This window comes from Eubacterium sp. 1001713B170207_170306_E7, from assembly GCF_015547515.1.
Lineage (GTDB): Bacteria > Bacillota > Clostridia > Eubacteriales > Eubacteriaceae > Eubacterium.
On record NZ_JADMVE010000001.1, the window covers coordinates 532,467 to 547,000 of the forward strand.

The following is a 14,534-nucleotide window of genomic DNA, read 5'->3' on the forward strand; positions in this document are numbered from 1 at the left end:
TAGTAACATATGGTAAGAAAATACAGCAGACCATTGCAGTATCTGGCTGCCGGGGCCCTGTTTTTGCTTTTAATCCTCTACGTTCTGGGCAACACCACGGAGCATCCCCGTTATCATCTGATTCTTGACCAGTGGCCTCTGCTTTTAAGCGGCGTGGGCTACACGCTGCTGGTAAGCGCCATTACTCTTGTTCTGAGCGCGGTGCTGGGCTTTGTGCTCTACCTGATGATGAAAAGCCGTCTGCCCTTTGTGAAAGGAACAGCCATCATTTTCAGAGAGATCGTCATGGGGACGCCGCTTCTGGTCATGGTGTTTCTGGCTGTTTATGTTTTGGGCGAGGCTGTGCACATCAGTAACAAATTTGTGCTGGGTATCGCGGCCCTGACCCTGTACACAGCGCCCTATGTGGCCAACTCCTACCAAAGCGCCGTGGAGGTGATTGATGAGGATCAGTATGTCGTTATGGAGCTCTATCACTTTACAGGCTTTCAGAAGTATTTTTACGTCATTCTGCCTCAGATGGCAAGGCCCTTATTGCCGGCATTCATCAATCACCTCTCAGGGATCATCAAGGGCTCCGCCCTGCTGAAGGTCGTGTCCTTTCCGGAAATCGCCTATGTAATCACAGTGATCGCGGCTAAAAACTGGGCATCGGTAGAAGGCTATCTGGTGATGTGGATCGCCTATCTGGCGGTCACGATTCCGCTGTCGCTCTTAGCTCAGCTTATTGGAAGGAGGCTGTCACGGTGAAAATTGCACTCAAACATGTGACAAAAAATATGATACCAGGGTTTTAAAGGATTTGAATCTTTTAATCGAGGACAAAAAGGCAGTTGGCATTATGGGCGCCTCAGGCAGCGGTAAGTCTACGCTGCTGCGGCAGCTGGCAGGGATCGAGTTTCCGGAAGAGGGAAGCATCATGATAAACGAAACAGCGGTTACCCGGAAAAAAGCCCGCGCATACCAGCGGGAAATCGGTGTTGTGTTTCAAAGGCATAATCTTTTTCCACATCTCTCCCTCAAAAAGAATCTACTGCTCATTCTTGAAAAGATTAAACGGATGGATCCAGAGGAGGCGGGGCAGAAAGCAGACGTACTTCTTGACCAGTTTCACCTGGCAGAGCAGGCGGATAAGCTGCCGCGCCATGTGTCAGGCGGCCAGGCACAGCGGGCATCCATTGCCAGAGCGCTGTGTACAGAGCCGGAGCTGCTTTTCCTGGACGAGCCGACAGCAGCCCTTGACCCGATTCTTACCGGGGAGGTTCTTGAAGCAGTCACAGCCCTTAAACACCTGGGCAAGGATTGCGTCTTTGTCACACATGAGATTGATTTCCTTAAACAGTTCGCGGACTATTTTGTGTTTATGGATCAGGGTGAAATCCTTGAGCATGGGCAAACAGATTTGCTCGAATCACCCAAGACAGATAAGCTGGCCGCTTTTTTAAGAAAGGAGGGATAAAACATGCTTGGTATTTTGTACGAGTCGGAGGAATGGTCAAGCCACAAGCTTCTTGCGGAAATTCAGTCCTTTGGGGTTGAAGCCCGGCTTATTAATCTTGAGGAGGACAATGCCGTTGCATCGATCAACGGCTGTGATCTGCTTGTCAGCCGGGTGTTTGCCAGCGCTCAGTTCAGACAGCACCAGCGGTCACTGGAGCGTATGCCGAAGGTTATCAGACAGGCAGCGCATAAAGGCATTCCGATGATTAATCCACCGCAGGCGCACTTTTATGAAACCAGTAAAGCGCTCAGTACGGCCTTTCTCAAGTGGAAGGGCATTGCGGTTCCAGATGTATACGGAGTGTTTTTTCCTGAGGAGGCTGATCCGGCGAGCTTCAGCTATCCCTGCGTCGTCAAACCGGACTGCGGAGGAAGGACCACCTGTACTTACATTGTCCATGACGCCGGGGAGCTGACAGAAGCGATGGCGCAGACACCAGCAATCCGTATGATCGCAGAGGAATACATCCCTCCTGTCCATGGCTATATCACACGGGTCGAGGTAATCGGCGGAGAATGCCGCCTCATTTTAAAACGCAGTGTGACAGCGGACGGCTTGTCGGCCTATCATCTGGGTTCTGTCTATACCCACTATACCGATTGTCCTGAAAAGGTCAGGCAAACGGCAGTAAGAGTCCTGTCGCTTCTCGACATTGAGTTCGGGAGTCTTGACATTATTGAAACAGAGAAGAATTTTTATATTATTGATGTGAACGCTGTCTCCAATGCGTCGGAGGACAACACCGTGATGTTTGGCTTTGATCTGATGCGGGAGACAGCCGCCTATATTGTAAAACGCTACAGAGAAATGGAGAAAAGAAATGATGACAATAAAAGAAATTTATGAATATTTTGACCGGATCGGCTGTGTGACTTTTTCAACCCTGGCGGAGAATGGCTATGTGGAATCCCGTATTGCCCATTTTTTTGCCTGTGACGCGGATGGGATTTATTTTAGAACCATGGATGTCAAGCCGTTCTACAAAGAGCTGAAGCAGACCGGAAAGGTCAGCGTGTGCGGTATGTACCCCAGCAGTCAGGTGAGCCATGACGAAAATAACCTGCCCTCTTTTGTGCCAGGTTATACCATGCGGATTACAGGTGACATGCGGGAGCTTACAATGGACGAGGTGGCGGAAAAGGCCAAAGGCAGCCGGGACTTTAACGTGGCGGTCTATGATATCGAAAAATATCCCCGAACACGTATTTTTGTGCTTTATCGGGCCTGGGGTGAGCGCTATGATTTTGATTACGCCAAGGAAAACCGGGATCATAAAATGGAGCGCGAACGATTTGCTTATGGCGGAATGTCTTTTATCGAGCCAGGCCTCACGATCACAGACGCCTGCACAGGCTGCGGAAAATGCGCTGAAATCTGTTCCTTTGACGCGATTGAGAAGGGTGAGCCTTACCAGATCAACGGCAGCCGGTGTGACGAATGCGGTAATTGTTATCATAACTGCCCGGTAAACGCCATTGTCTCCAAGGGATAAGCTTTTGAACTTAAAAAAAGCAGTGTAATAACGCACTGCTTTTTTTATTTGATGAATTTTTGGTTTTAGATGAAATTTACGTGTCCGATGGAGCAAATTTAACGTTTTGGAGTAGAAAGGTATGAAACCATGTGGTATTCTATAAAATGTAGTTAGGTCGGTCTAACTAAGAGGGAGGTGAGGAATGTTATGGAACAGCAGGTCGATCCAATACTGATGACGCGGTATTTTGTCCGGCAGCGCTCTATTTCACCGCTGGTACGTTGTATGGAATTTGAATACAAAAATGAAACAGGCTTCATTTTCTTGTTAGAGCTCTATCCAGGAGTCCAGCTTTGGGTTAATGATTTTAAAATGCAGGAAATCTGGATGCCCCAAATAGAGGATTACCATTATCTAAAGCTGAACTGCTGCCTAGTGGGACGCTGTGAGGTAAAGCTGCCGGACAACCGGTACGTTTACCTGAGCGATAGCCGGGTGAGCGTTGACCTGAACCCTGCTTTTGGCTGGGTGACACTTCCCACAGCCAGGTATCATGGACTGGTACTGTTAATTGATCTGTCCGTGATTAAAGAGAACCAGCCAGCCGCCTGGAAGGATTACGGCCTGGAGCTGTGTCAGGCAGAAGCCCTGCTCTCCGGCCAGAAGGGAAGCTGGCTCGGTCTTGCGACTCCAGAGTGGAGACAGAAAGCAGGGGTATTGGCAGAGCGGATTACAAAAGGCGATTCGGATTTGGAAGATTACCGTTTCTGGACGGCGGAGTTGCTCTATCTGCTTAAAAAGGGCAGCTGCTCTATGCCGGCTGCAGAGCAGGCATTTTTAACCCAGGGCCAGCGCGCTGTCGCAATACATGTGGAGCAGAAGTTGAACAGCGACCTTTCTAAAAAACACCGCATAACAGAGCTGGCGGAGGAACAGGGGGTGAGTCCCAGCGCTTTGAAAAAATACTTTGCACAAATCTACGGAAAGCCCATCTCGGTTTATGTACGGGAAAAGCGTATGAAGCAGGCGCAAAAATTGTTGAGCACAACCCAGATAAGCATTGCCGATATTGCGGCGATGGTCGGCTATGAAAATCAGGGCAAGTTTGGCGCTGCATTCCGGAAAATCACAGGTGCTACGCCTTTGGAGTTCCGAAGGCTGAACCATCATCATTTCAGGTATAAGGAGAATTAAATGAAAAAACTATCAGAAGCGAAAAGTGGAGAACGGGGAATCATCAAAGCCATAGACGGCGATACACGGTTTCTCAGCAGGATCACATCCATTGGCTTAACGCCAGGCTGTCCGGTAACAGTCATACTAAACGAGAAAAAGAGACCGGTCCTGCTCTACAGCCGGGACACCATGATTGCTCTAAACCGGGAGGAAAGCGATAAAATTCAATTTGGAGGAGATTTATTATGAAAGAAGTTCACAAAGAAACCCCGGTCATTGCGCTGCTGGGCCAGCCCAACTCGGGAAAGTCCACGCTTTTTAATGGACTGACCGGCCTACGGCAGCATGTGGGAAACTGGCCGGGTAAAACGGTTGAGCAGAGAGAAGGCTATTTTACAAAAGACGGAACGCGCTACACGGTGGTGGACCTTCCCGGAACCTACAGCCTGTCGGCCAATTCGGATGAGGAAATCATTACAAGAGACTACATTGCCAGCGGGCAGGCCGATGCGGTCTGTATTCTGGCAGACGCCTCTCAGCTGGAAAGAAGCCTGTTCATGCTGGCGGATTTTGCAGGGATAAAAACACCGGCCTTTCTGCTGCTTAACATGATTGATGTGGCGAAGGATCAGGGCAAAAGCATTGATGTCAGGCAGCTTGAAAAACGCCTGGGCATTCCGGTTTTACCCTTCTCAGCAACAGACGTTAAGCGCTACGATGCTTTTTATCAGGTGCTGAAGGATGTGCTCAGGAAAAAGCCGACGCTGAACACCCAAACGCTGGCAGAAAAATACCGGAAAATTGAAGGCTTCAGTGAACTCTATGACCATCTTTCCGGTAAGAGCATTGACGACTACACTCCGCTCTGGTTAACGGCCAAGCTGATCGAGGGGGATGTGCCCGTTGGGGTAAAGGTATGCGAGCTTCTGGGAGATACAGCGTGGAAGCCTGTCAACAGTATGCTTAAGCAGTTCCAAAACGGAGCCCTGCTCACAGGAGAATGTAAATTTGAATGGATCGACGGGGTTTTGGAAGGCGCGGTCCAGGGAAAAAAGGGCTCACCGTCGCTTGGCAAATTTGACCGTATCGCCACGAGCAAGCGCTGGGGTAAGCCTCTGGCAGTGGTGATTATCCTGCTCGGGCTGGTGGCTGCCTTTATTCCGGCAGCGCCCTTTATGATTGTCGGCGGCATGATTTCGTCGCTCAGCCCAATTTTAAACACAGCTTTAAGCAGTGTTGGGATACCAACGTTTATCGTTGGCCTTATCTGCGATGTGGGCGTCAATGCGGTTTATTTTGCCATCTCCATGATCGGCTTTGTGTTTGGTATTACACTGGTATTCGGGCTCATCGAGGAGATCGGCTATATGGCCCGCATTTCCTATGTCTTTGATAACACAATGGCTAAGCTCGGATTGCAGGGGAAATCCATCATGCCCTTTCTGGTAAGCTTTGGCTGTACCATCGGCGGCGCGGCAGGAACCCGTGTCATAGATAACTGGGGACAGCGCATTTTGACCATCGCGCTGGCCTGGGCAGTCCCCTGCGCCGCGACCTGGGCCATCGTGCCAATGATCTCCAGCGTGTTCTTTGGCCTCTGGGCACCAGTTGTGATTGTGGCGATCTTTGCTGTGGCGTTGCTGCACATGTGGATTACCTCAAAAATTTTTGGCAGACATCTGGTCAAGGACAGTGAGCGTACCGGGATGATCATGGAACTGCCGCCGTATCATAAACCAAAATGGGGAAGCCTGCTGCGCTATGTTTTTGGCCGTACAAAGGATATTCTGTTCCGCGCGTTGAAGGTTATATTACTTATTTCTCTGGTATTCTGGCTGTTATCCTACTCGTCAGATGGAAATGTGAGTAACAGTATCATCTACAGGTTTGGAACCTTTATCGAGCCTGTCACGCGCTTCTTTGGAATGGGATGGCAGACATTTTTGGCCTTTATATCGTCGGCCGTCAGCAAGGAAGCCGCGCTTGGAGTCCTGAGCTCTCTTTACGCGGGAACAGGCAGTATTTTCGCTTCAACGGTCGGGGCAGTTGGCCAGGCAGCGAATCTGGGTGATATTCTGGTGGCAAACATTTCTCCGGCGGAGGCTCTGGCCTTTATTTTTGCGGTGACCTTTAACATTCCGTGTGTTGTCGCGCTGGCATCCACCTATCAGGAAACGCACTCGGCTAAATGGACTTTCCGTATCGCGCTGTACTACGTGTGCATGGCGCTGCTGTTATCCTTTGTAGTCTATCATATTGGAATCTTTATTTTTTAAGAGGCATAGAAATGGTAAAGCTATTAAAACTGATGTCAGACGGACAGGCGCGTTCGGTAGAAGAGCTGGCCTGTCAGCTGAATACTGAGGCAGAGGATATCTACCGCCAGATGGAATTTCTGGAACAGGCTGGTTATTTGAGACGTGTCAATACCTGTGGGCACGATTGCCGGGGATGCACGGCGAATTGCCGAGGTACCGGCCATTTTTCCGGGATGCCGGTATTCTGGGAGGTAATGGTACACACAGACTAAAAGACCGTGCAGAATAAAAAAATTGGCCGTATGGATGAAGGATTACATCCATACGGCCTTTCTTTATCTCAAAAGCGGCATACTGCCAGTAAGCTTATTGACCTTCTTTTTGGGGCCGCAGATGGCAACGCCCATATACTGAAGCCCGGACTCTGGTGTATTGGCCATAAGACCGATAAATTCATCGTAGTCATTACAGCCCTGGGCCAAATCCGAAAAGTCCACTACGGTCAGATCACTGAAATCCGCGCCGTAGAGCTTTTGTCGGATTTCCCGGATACTGTCTTTCGTTCCCTTTAAGACAGGGATGGGGAAGGCGATAATGCCAAGGTGCGTGTTTCCATTTTGGTCTGTGACATCACAGCCCACAATGTCCGGCCTTTTTTTGCCAAGGGTGATTCCTAGGATAGCGGCGGTATTGGCGATGATACCCAGAGGGAGTTCTTCATCAATAATCATAACACTTTTTTCATTTTCCAAGTTCATTTTCAGTCTCCTTTTTGGTTGCTAAAATTTATTGTACACTTTAAAAAGAAAAAAAGCTTGAACGATATTCCTTTCAGCAGGAGCACTTTCATTTGTGTGTGAAAAAGGATAAAATAGTGAAATAAAAAGATATTATAGATGAGGGAGGGAAATATGTCCATTGTTATCACTGCGCTGTTGTCCTTTGCGGGGACGAATATCGACGATATTTTAATTCTGACCCTGCTTTTTTCAAAAGCAGGGTCAGCGGCGGATAAGTGGAGAATTGTCCTTGGCCAGTATCTGGCGGTTCTGACACTGACCTTTTTCAGCCTTTTCTTTGGCTACAGCATTTCCTTTGTGCCTCACGTATATATTGGCCTGTTCGGTTTGATTCCGATTCTGCTTGGGCTAAGGGCAGTGTGGCAGCTCAGAAATAAGGAAAATAACAAAAAAGCAGAGACTGAAGCAACGCAGGAGAACTCTGGAAGTCTAAAACAGCTGCTTACGAAAATATTCCCGGCAGATATCCTGTATGTTTACTTCCTGACGCTGGCAAACGGGGCAGACAACGTGAGCATCTATATCCCCTTGTTCACGAATCTGGGCACTGTGGAGATCGTAACGATCATCGTGATTTTTGTGATTTTGATTGGTGTATGGTGCTTTTTAGGAATAAAGATAGGCCAGTATCCCCTGATCAGGGCGTTTCTTGAAAAATATAAGGATGTGCTCATACCCGTTGTATTCATCGGGCTGGGACTTTACATCTTGTTGAAAAGCGGCACGCTTGGCTTGCTGCTGGGGTAAAAAAGCCGCCGGAAATACCAGCGGCTTTTTTATAAATCCTTTAATGCTTCTTTTCGGAACAGCTTTGGATCTTTGTTGAATTGATCCTTCTTGCCCTTCAGAAAGCTTTTGAACTCGGACCAGGTGCCCTGGGTCATGTCGTTTTCGTGTATGGTAAAGTTCTGGTGCTTTGTCTGCAGTGTAACAAGGCTTTCGGTGATGTCACATTTAATGATTTCACCATAGGCAAAGATTACCTTTTTATCGCGGAAGAAAATTTCAAGTTTTTTGGTTGTAAAGGTAAAGGCTCTTTCTGAGAAGTACCGGTCTGGCCAGAAATGAGCCGACAATCGGATGAGCAGCGGATTAAACTTTCCGAGAAAGAGCAGCGCGCCCAGCACGCCGCTGATCAGGCGGAAGGCAAACAGACCAGGATAGACAAAATATCCTCCGGTAAAGAGCCTGATCTGCAGATAAACCATGAAAAGGGTATAAACCGTATAGATAAGAACAAAATAGCTTACAATGCGCAGCAGCTCGGAAGGCCCCATGCTCCACCGGTTGTACTTTTTATTGAGCAGCAACAGATCCTGAAGATCAAGTGTCACAGATGCTTTAAAAGACTTCATTTAAAAGACTCCTGTCAATATTAGAAATTAAAATCTGTACATTATTTTAACACAGCAGATAAGGGAATAACAGCAAAAATTAAGATATGTCAGATATAAAGCCTGTTTTAACTTTATTTTGAAGAATATTTATACTATAATGTAGGTAGTATTTGAAATTTATGGCATGATTGACGCCGGGGGTAAGCATATGATTGGTAATACAATTTTAGTGGTCGATGAAAATCCTGCTGAAAGCACGATGCTGGATACTGTTTTAAATAAAAGCTACCGTGTGGTTATTTCAAAAGAAAACGATACCGCCATGAAGCTGCTGCAGCAAAACAAGTCACTGGTGGCAGTGGTTATCTTCAGCTTTGATTTATTTGAAAAAATGCCGCCGATGCTCCGCACTGCTTTGTGGAACGTACAGGCTTCGCGGGGTACAGGGGTTCTGGTATTGACAGATGCGGACAATCCGGTCATGGAGGAGCAGGCCCTTAAGCTCGGCGCGACAGATATTCTGCCCAGACCTCTTGATCCCAGGATAATCAGACAGCGTGTCCGGAATACTTCGCTTCAAATCAATCTGAAGACACTGGAAGAATACGATTCGCTCACAGGACTGTTGAATAAGGATACCTTTTACAAAAAAGTACATGAAATTTTAATGGGCTACCTGGATAAAACCTATACGATCCTTTGCTTTGACATAGAACGCTTCAAGGTCATCAACGATTTATTCGGTGCAGAGACAGGAGACAGGCTGCTCCAGTATATTGGTCGTGAGTTGAATGCCTGGGCCGAGGAAAAGGCCGGCATAGCCGGGCGTATTGTGGCCGATGTTTTTGCGATTTTACTGCCGGAGGTGCAGGGGTCTGCGGACAGCATTGTCCAGAGGCTGACGCGCGGACTTGAGCAATACCCGCTGGATATGGAAATATCAGTCGCTGCGGGTTTGTATTATATTGACGATCTGAGCCTTCCCGTCAGCCGGATGTGCGACAGGGCAATCCTGGCGCTTAATTCTGTAAAGGGAAACTATCTGAAACGTGTTGCGGTTTATGATAACCATCTGCGCAGCTCTCTGATTGAGGAGCAGGAAATCGTCAATGAGATGGCGCATGCTTTGGCAGACCGCCAGTTTCAGGTGTATATGCAGCCAAAATGCGACATGCGCACCAACAAAATCGTAGGCTGTGAGGCGCTTGTCCGCTGGGTTCATCCCGAGAAGGGGATTATCAGCCCTGAGGCCTTTATTCCGGTCTTTGAACGGAACGGCTTTATTTTGAAGCTGGATGCTTACGTATGGGAGGAGGTCTGCCGCCTGATAAGAAACTGGATGGACAGAGGACATCAGCCCATCCCTACCTCTGTGAATGTTTCGAGGGTAAATCTGTACCATCAGGGATTGAGCGAGCTGTTATCTGGCCTGGTGAAGAAATATGCGCTTCCGCCCAATCTGCTGGAGCTGGAAATCACCGAGAGCGCCTATACTAAAAACCTTGACCAGCTGTTGAGCCTTGTGAACAAGCTTCGTGACCAGGGTTTTACCATCCTGATGGATGATTTTGGCAGCGGCTATTCGTCCCTTAATATTCTGAAGGATATCAATGTCGATGTGCTGAAAATTGATATGCGCTTTCTCTCAGATATGGAGCACCTGCAGGGCAGAGCTGGCAATATACTGGAATCCATTGTCCGTATGGCAAAATGGCTGGACCTCGGTGTGATTGCCGAGGGAGTGGAGACAAAGGATCAGGTTGATTTTCTGCTGAATATTGGCTGTCACTACGCTCAGGGATACTATTATTACAAGCCCATGCCGGTCGATGCTTTCGAGACCCTTCTGCTGCAAAACGCTAACAATCTTGATTTTTCCGGCATGGAAAAAGAAAAGAGCAATATGATCAGCTATGATGAGCTGGCACATTCGGATGGCATGACCCGCTCCCTGTTGAACAACCTGATTGGCGGCGTGGCTTTTTACGAGTATTTTCAGGGTAACCTTGAGGTTTTAAGAGTCAATGAAGGTTATTACCAGGCTACGGGCTGTGATGAGGCATCCCTGAAAGTTAACGGACGCCATATTCTAGACTGTATCGCCGATGAGGACAGACCCCTTGTCCTCGAAGCGCTGCAGCGGGCGCCCCAGTTTCCCGAAAAGGGGATTGACATCCAGTTCAGGAGAATGCGCCGCAATGGCACGTACATGTGGATGTATATGCGGCTCTTTTTTCTGGCGGATAAGGGAGGACGGCAGCTGTTTTATGCGTCGATCATTGATGTCACAAAGCAGAAAGAATCAGAGGCGGCGCTCCGCCTTTCAGAGCAGCGGTTCCGAATTGCCATGGAAGCGACCAATAATGCGATTTTTGATTTCGATATTGAGAAAAGAACCATTGATTATTCAGACTATTTTGCAAGAAAATATGGCCTGACAACCCATTTAGTCAACGTGCCGGACAGTCTGCTGGATGAAAAGGTGATTCATCCGGACTCAAAGGAACCTTTTTTAAAGATGTACCGCAGCATTTTTGAGGGGATGACCAAAGCCAGCTGCGAGGTCCGGGTCAGACTGAAGGATGACAGCTATCTCTGGAACAGGATTACGCTGACCAATATTTTTGACGCTAGTCAAAAGCCAGTGAGAGCAGTGGGGCTGGTTGAGGACATCTCTAAAGAAAAGGAGATGGAGCACCAGATTCTGCAAAAAGAAAAGTCTCTGTCCAATCTGAAAAAAGAAAACCAACAGGCAGTGCTGTCACTGCTGGGTGAAGCGTCGCCCAGCGGCCTGATCGGAGGCTACTGCGAGCCAGACTTTCCACTTTATTTCATCAACAAGGAAATGCTTGAAATCATGGGCTATGCGTCCTATGATGATTTTATCAAGGGCACAGACGGTTTAGTCAGTAACACGATTCATCCGGATGACTTAGCCCATGTTTCGCAGGTGGTTGAAACGAATAACAGGGAGGGCGATGAGTATACGGTACGCTACCGTACGCTGCGTAAGGATGGCAGCTGTTTCTGGGTCATTGACCGGGGGCGGTTTGTACGCGCGGAGGACGGGAGACTGGCGATTGTAAGCGCCTGTATTGATATTACCGAACAGGTAGAGCTTCAGAACGAGCTCGAAACGGTACTTAACAGTACGCCGGGCGATATTGTTGTATTCAGGATTAACGGGAAAAATATACAGACCCGGTATATGAGTTTCGGGCTGGCAAAGGTTCTGGGCTATGAAGAAAACGAATATCAGAGACTGCTGGCTCGGGAAGATGGCCTTGGACTGATCTGCGCCAGGGACAGAGCGCTCTATTTCAATACGATCTGTGACAGCGCCGCAAAGCAGCGGCCCATCAATATTGATTTCAGAGCTTTAAATAGCAGCGGTGGATTCGGCTGGATAAATTTGTCAGCGGAATTTTATGGAACCGACGAGGCGACCGTAGTCTACCATGGCATTTTTACGGATATTTCTGAGCTCAAGCAAAAGGAAGAAAAGCTGCGGCTTTCCGAAGAACGCTTTAAAGCAGCCATCGAGCATCTGGATATCAGTATCTGGGAATATGACACCAAAACAAAGACCCTGCTAAAAGAGCCCAAGTGGAATAAGGCTGACAGCCGGCGCCTTGTGTACGGTGATATGCCGGATGAAAGCATCAGGATGGGCTATATACATCCTGAATCCATTGAGGAGTACCTTCGTCTCTATGAGAATATGCGCAGCGGCAGGCAAAAGACAACGGCAGAGGTTCAGATAAAAGAACCTGACGGCAGCTACCGCTGGTACCGCATCACCTATACAGTCGTATGGGATGAGGACGGCCAGCCGATGAAAGCCATTGGCACATCAGAAAATATTGAGGAAGAAAAACGAAAACAAAAACGCATTGATAAGCTGATGCTCAAAGCACAGAAGGATTTTCTAACAGGACTTTACAACAGGGAAACCATCGAAGGCTTGGTGAGCCAGAACCTTGAGGATATTTCGAAAAAAGGGGTGTCTGCTGTGCTGATGGCAGATATCGATAATTTCAAGCAGATTAATGACTGCTTTGGCCATATCGAGGGGGACCGTATTTTAAAGGAAATCGGCCGAATTATCCCGGAGGTTTTCGGAGATAAAGCGTTTAAAGGCCGCCTGGGTGGTGATGAATTCCTGATTTATGTGACTGGCGAGGACTACGAGAGTGATATTTGCGGCTTAGCGCAAAGGTTCTGTGATAAAATGAACCGGCTTCAAACTCATGGCAAAAGCATTACCGTATCGGTCGGTGTTGCCTTTGTGGAGGAAGGGCAGAGGGATTTTAAAACCCTGTACCAAAACGCCGATGCTGCCCTGTATGTGGCAAAGTGCAGCGGCAAAAATACTTATGCGGTCTACCACGCATTACAGCTCCAGAAGCAGCACGCTTATTTTAATATGGATACCGCGATTCTGGATGAGCTGGACTGCTTTGTTTATATCATTAATGCAAAAACCTATGACATCATTTACTGCAATACTGCTTTATTGAAGGAGCTGAAAGTAGACGAGGCTAAAGCGAAACAGCATAAATGCCATGAGCTGCTGGCCGGATGCAGTCAGCCCTGTGCAGGTTGTGAGCAGCGGGAGTTGTTTTACGACAGGTTTATTTCAAGAGATATGATCTTTTTCAATGGAGAAAGGCCGGTCACCCTGAGAGAAAAGCTGTTTAGCTGGGGCAACCGCCCCCTAAGACTTGGCCTGGCGCGGCTTAAAAAGAAATAAAGTAATGTAAAAAAGAGCCCGCGGAGGGATGATCCGCCGGGCTCTTTTAATGAGGTATATGTTGGAGAAAGGATGGTAAACAGATTTACATCAGAGATTTATACAATCCAATGATATCTTCAAGGCTGGCATCTCTTGGATTGCCGGGCTTGCAGGCATCGTCAAACGCAGACTGGGCCAGGAAAGGAAGATCCTCTTCCTTAACAATTTCTTTTAAATCCTGAGGAATACCAACGTCGATTGAAAGCTGGCGCACTGCGTCTACTGCGGCCTTGCGGTATTCTTCCTGAGACATGCTTTCAGTACCCTCAACACCCATGGCCTGAGCGATGAAACGGTATTTTTCGCCGGTTTCAGGAGCGTTGTATTCCATAATGGTTGGCAGAAGGATCGCGTTGGCGACACCGTGCGGCGTATCATAAACCGCACCTAAGGCATGGGCCATGGAGTGGACAATGCCGAGGCCAACATTGGAAAAGCCCATTCCGGCGACATACTGGCCAAGAGCCATATCCTCGCGACCCTCAGGGGTGTTTTCAACAGCACCTCTTAAGGAACGCGCGATGATCTCAATGGATTTTAGGTGGAACATGTCGGACAGCTCCCAGGCACCCAGGGTGGTGTAGCCCTCAATGGCATGTGTCAGGGCATCCATACCGGTAGAGGCGGTTAAGCCCTTTGGCATGCTGGACATCATATCCGGGTCCACAAAAGCAACGACCGGAATGTCATGGACGTCGACACAGACAAATTTACGTTTCTTTTCAACATCGGTGATCACGTAGTTAATGGTGACTTCCGCTGCAGTGCCGGCAGTGGTTGGAACGGCAAAGATCGGAACACAGGGATTCTTGGTCGGGGCAACGCCTTCCAGACTGCGGACATCCTCGAATTCAGGATTGGTGATGATAATACCAATGGCCTTTGCGGTATCCATAGAGGAGCCGCCGCCAATGGCGATCAGATAGTCAGCGCCGGAAGCCTTAAAGGCCGCCACACCGGTCTGTACATTTTCGATGGTGGGATTTGGCTTGATTTCAGAGTAAACCTCGTAATCCAGGCCTGCTTCATCAAGAATGTCTGTCACTTTTTTTGTCACATTAAATTTTACCAGATCAGGGTCAGAGCAAACAAAAGCCTTTTTAAAGCCGCGGGCCTTTGCTTCGGCTGCAATTTCATTAATTGCTCCGCTACCGTGATAGGATGTTTCATTTAGAACGAATCGATTTGCCATA

13 protein-coding genes are annotated in these 14,534 nt (G+C 48.2%); 10 read left to right on the forward strand and 3 right to left on the reverse strand.

Annotated features, from left to right (window positions below):
• Positions 1–9: 9 nt before the first annotated feature.
• The 8 genes from I2B62_RS02700 to I2B62_RS02735 all read left to right on the forward strand — a co-directional run bounded on the left by I2B62_RS02700 (position 10) and on the right by I2B62_RS02735 (position 6,681).
• The gene (locus I2B62_RS02700; RefSeq protein ID WP_195267429.1) at positions 10–750 is read left to right on the forward strand and encodes an ABC transporter permease subunit; all 741 of its coding nucleotides are present in this window, start codon (positions 10–12) and stop codon (positions 748–750) included.
• Between the two features lie 52 nt (positions 751–802).
• A complete protein-coding gene (locus I2B62_RS02705) occupies positions 803–1,459 on the forward strand; it encodes an ATP-binding cassette domain-containing protein (RefSeq protein ID WP_243259394.1) in 657 nt (218 codons plus the stop codon).
• A 3-nt stretch (positions 1,460–1,462) separates the two neighbouring features.
• Positions 1,463–2,347: an ATP-grasp domain-containing protein gene (locus tag I2B62_RS02710; protein ID WP_195267431.1), complete on the forward strand. Its 885-nt coding sequence runs from the start codon at positions 1,463–1,465 to the stop codon at positions 2,345–2,347.
• Positions 2,322–2,993: a 4Fe-4S binding protein gene (locus tag I2B62_RS02715; RefSeq protein WP_195267432.1), complete on the forward strand. Its 672-nt coding sequence runs from the start codon at positions 2,322–2,324 to the stop codon at positions 2,991–2,993. Before I2B62_RS02710 ends, I2B62_RS02715 begins: the two co-directional genes overlap by 26 nt.
• 189 nt (positions 2,994–3,182) lie before the next feature.
• Positions 3,183–4,169, forward strand: a complete 987-nt coding sequence (locus I2B62_RS02720) for a helix-turn-helix transcriptional regulator (protein ID WP_195267433.1) — start codon at positions 3,183–3,185, stop codon at positions 4,167–4,169.
• A complete protein-coding gene (locus I2B62_RS02725) occupies positions 4,170–4,400 on the forward strand; it encodes a FeoA family protein (RefSeq protein ID WP_195267434.1) in 231 nt (76 codons plus the stop codon).
• Positions 4,397–6,427: a ferrous iron transport protein B gene (gene feoB, locus I2B62_RS02730; protein WP_195267435.1), complete on the forward strand. Its 2,031-nt coding sequence runs from the start codon at positions 4,397–4,399 to the stop codon at positions 6,425–6,427. Before I2B62_RS02725 ends, feoB begins: the two co-directional genes overlap by 4 nt.
• A gap of 11 nt (positions 6,428–6,438) precedes the next feature.
• On the forward strand, positions 6,439–6,681 hold the full coding sequence (locus tag I2B62_RS02735) for a hypothetical protein (protein WP_195267436.1): 243 nt from the start codon (positions 6,439–6,441) through the stop codon (positions 6,679–6,681).
• A 63-nt stretch (positions 6,682–6,744) separates the two neighbouring features.
• On the opposite strand, the gene I2B62_RS02740 is transcribed toward I2B62_RS02735, so the two are convergent.
• Positions 6,745–7,167, reverse strand: a complete 423-nt coding sequence (locus tag I2B62_RS02740) for a DUF2000 domain-containing protein (protein ID WP_195267437.1) — start codon at positions 7,165–7,167, stop codon at positions 6,745–6,747.
• A 153-nt stretch (positions 7,168–7,320) separates the two neighbouring features.
• Here I2B62_RS02740 and I2B62_RS02745 point away from each other — a divergent pair, with 153 nt between their 5' ends.
• A complete protein-coding gene (locus I2B62_RS02745) occupies positions 7,321–7,956 on the forward strand; it encodes a cadmium resistance transporter (RefSeq protein ID WP_195267438.1) in 636 nt (211 codons plus the stop codon).
• A gap of 29 nt (positions 7,957–7,985) precedes the next feature.
• Here I2B62_RS02745 and I2B62_RS02750 read toward each other — a convergent pair whose 3' ends face one another.
• Positions 7,986–8,564, reverse strand: a complete 579-nt coding sequence (locus I2B62_RS02750; RefSeq protein WP_195267439.1) for a hypothetical protein — start codon at positions 8,562–8,564, stop codon at positions 7,986–7,988.
• A 190-nt stretch (positions 8,565–8,754) separates the two neighbouring features.
• Here I2B62_RS02750 and I2B62_RS02755 point away from each other — a divergent pair, with 190 nt between their 5' ends.
• The gene (locus tag I2B62_RS02755; protein WP_195267440.1) at positions 8,755–13,299 is read left to right on the forward strand and encodes an EAL domain-containing protein; all 4,545 of its coding nucleotides are present in this window, start codon (positions 8,755–8,757) and stop codon (positions 13,297–13,299) included.
• Between the two features lie 85 nt (positions 13,300–13,384).
• Here I2B62_RS02755 and fucO read toward each other — a convergent pair whose 3' ends face one another.
• Positions 13,385–14,533 (reverse strand): lactaldehyde reductase, encoded by a 1,149-nt coding sequence (gene fucO, locus I2B62_RS02760; RefSeq protein ID WP_195267441.1) that lies wholly within the window; start codon positions 14,531–14,533, stop codon positions 13,385–13,387.
• Position 14,534 lies beyond the last annotated feature (1 nt).

Coding starts and splice junctions, on each gene's coding strand:
- I2B62_RS02700 (WP_195267429.1), top strand. CDS start 10: ATGGTAAGAAAATACAGCAGACCATTGCAGTATCTGGCTGCCGGGGCC.
- I2B62_RS02710 (WP_195267431.1), top strand. CDS start 1,463: ATGCTTGGTATTTTGTACGAGTCGGAGGAATGGTCAAGCCACAAGCTT.
- I2B62_RS02715 (WP_195267432.1), top strand. CDS start 2,322: ATGATGACAATAAAAGAAATTTATGAATATTTTGACCGGATCGGCTGT.
- I2B62_RS02720 (WP_195267433.1), top strand. CDS start 3,183: ATGGAACAGCAGGTCGATCCAATACTGATGACGCGGTATTTTGTCCGG.
- I2B62_RS02725 (WP_195267434.1), top strand. CDS start 4,170: ATGAAAAAACTATCAGAAGCGAAAAGTGGAGAACGGGGAATCATCAAA.
- feoB (WP_195267435.1), top strand. CDS start 4,397: ATGAAAGAAGTTCACAAAGAAACCCCGGTCATTGCGCTGCTGGGCCAG.
- I2B62_RS02735 (WP_195267436.1), top strand. CDS start 6,439: ATGGTAAAGCTATTAAAACTGATGTCAGACGGACAGGCGCGTTCGGTA.
- I2B62_RS02740 (WP_195267437.1), bottom strand. CDS start 7,167: ATGAACTTGGAAAATGAAAAAAGTGTTATGATTATTGATGAAGAACTC.
- I2B62_RS02745 (WP_195267438.1), top strand. CDS start 7,321: ATGTCCATTGTTATCACTGCGCTGTTGTCCTTTGCGGGGACGAATATC.
- I2B62_RS02750 (WP_195267439.1), bottom strand. CDS start 8,564: ATGAAGTCTTTTAAAGCATCTGTGACACTTGATCTTCAGGATCTGTTG.
- I2B62_RS02755 (WP_195267440.1), top strand. CDS start 8,755: ATGATTGGTAATACAATTTTAGTGGTCGATGAAAATCCTGCTGAAAGC.
- fucO (WP_195267441.1), bottom strand. CDS start 14,533: ATGGCAAATCGATTCGTTCTAAATGAAACATCCTATCACGGTAGCGGA.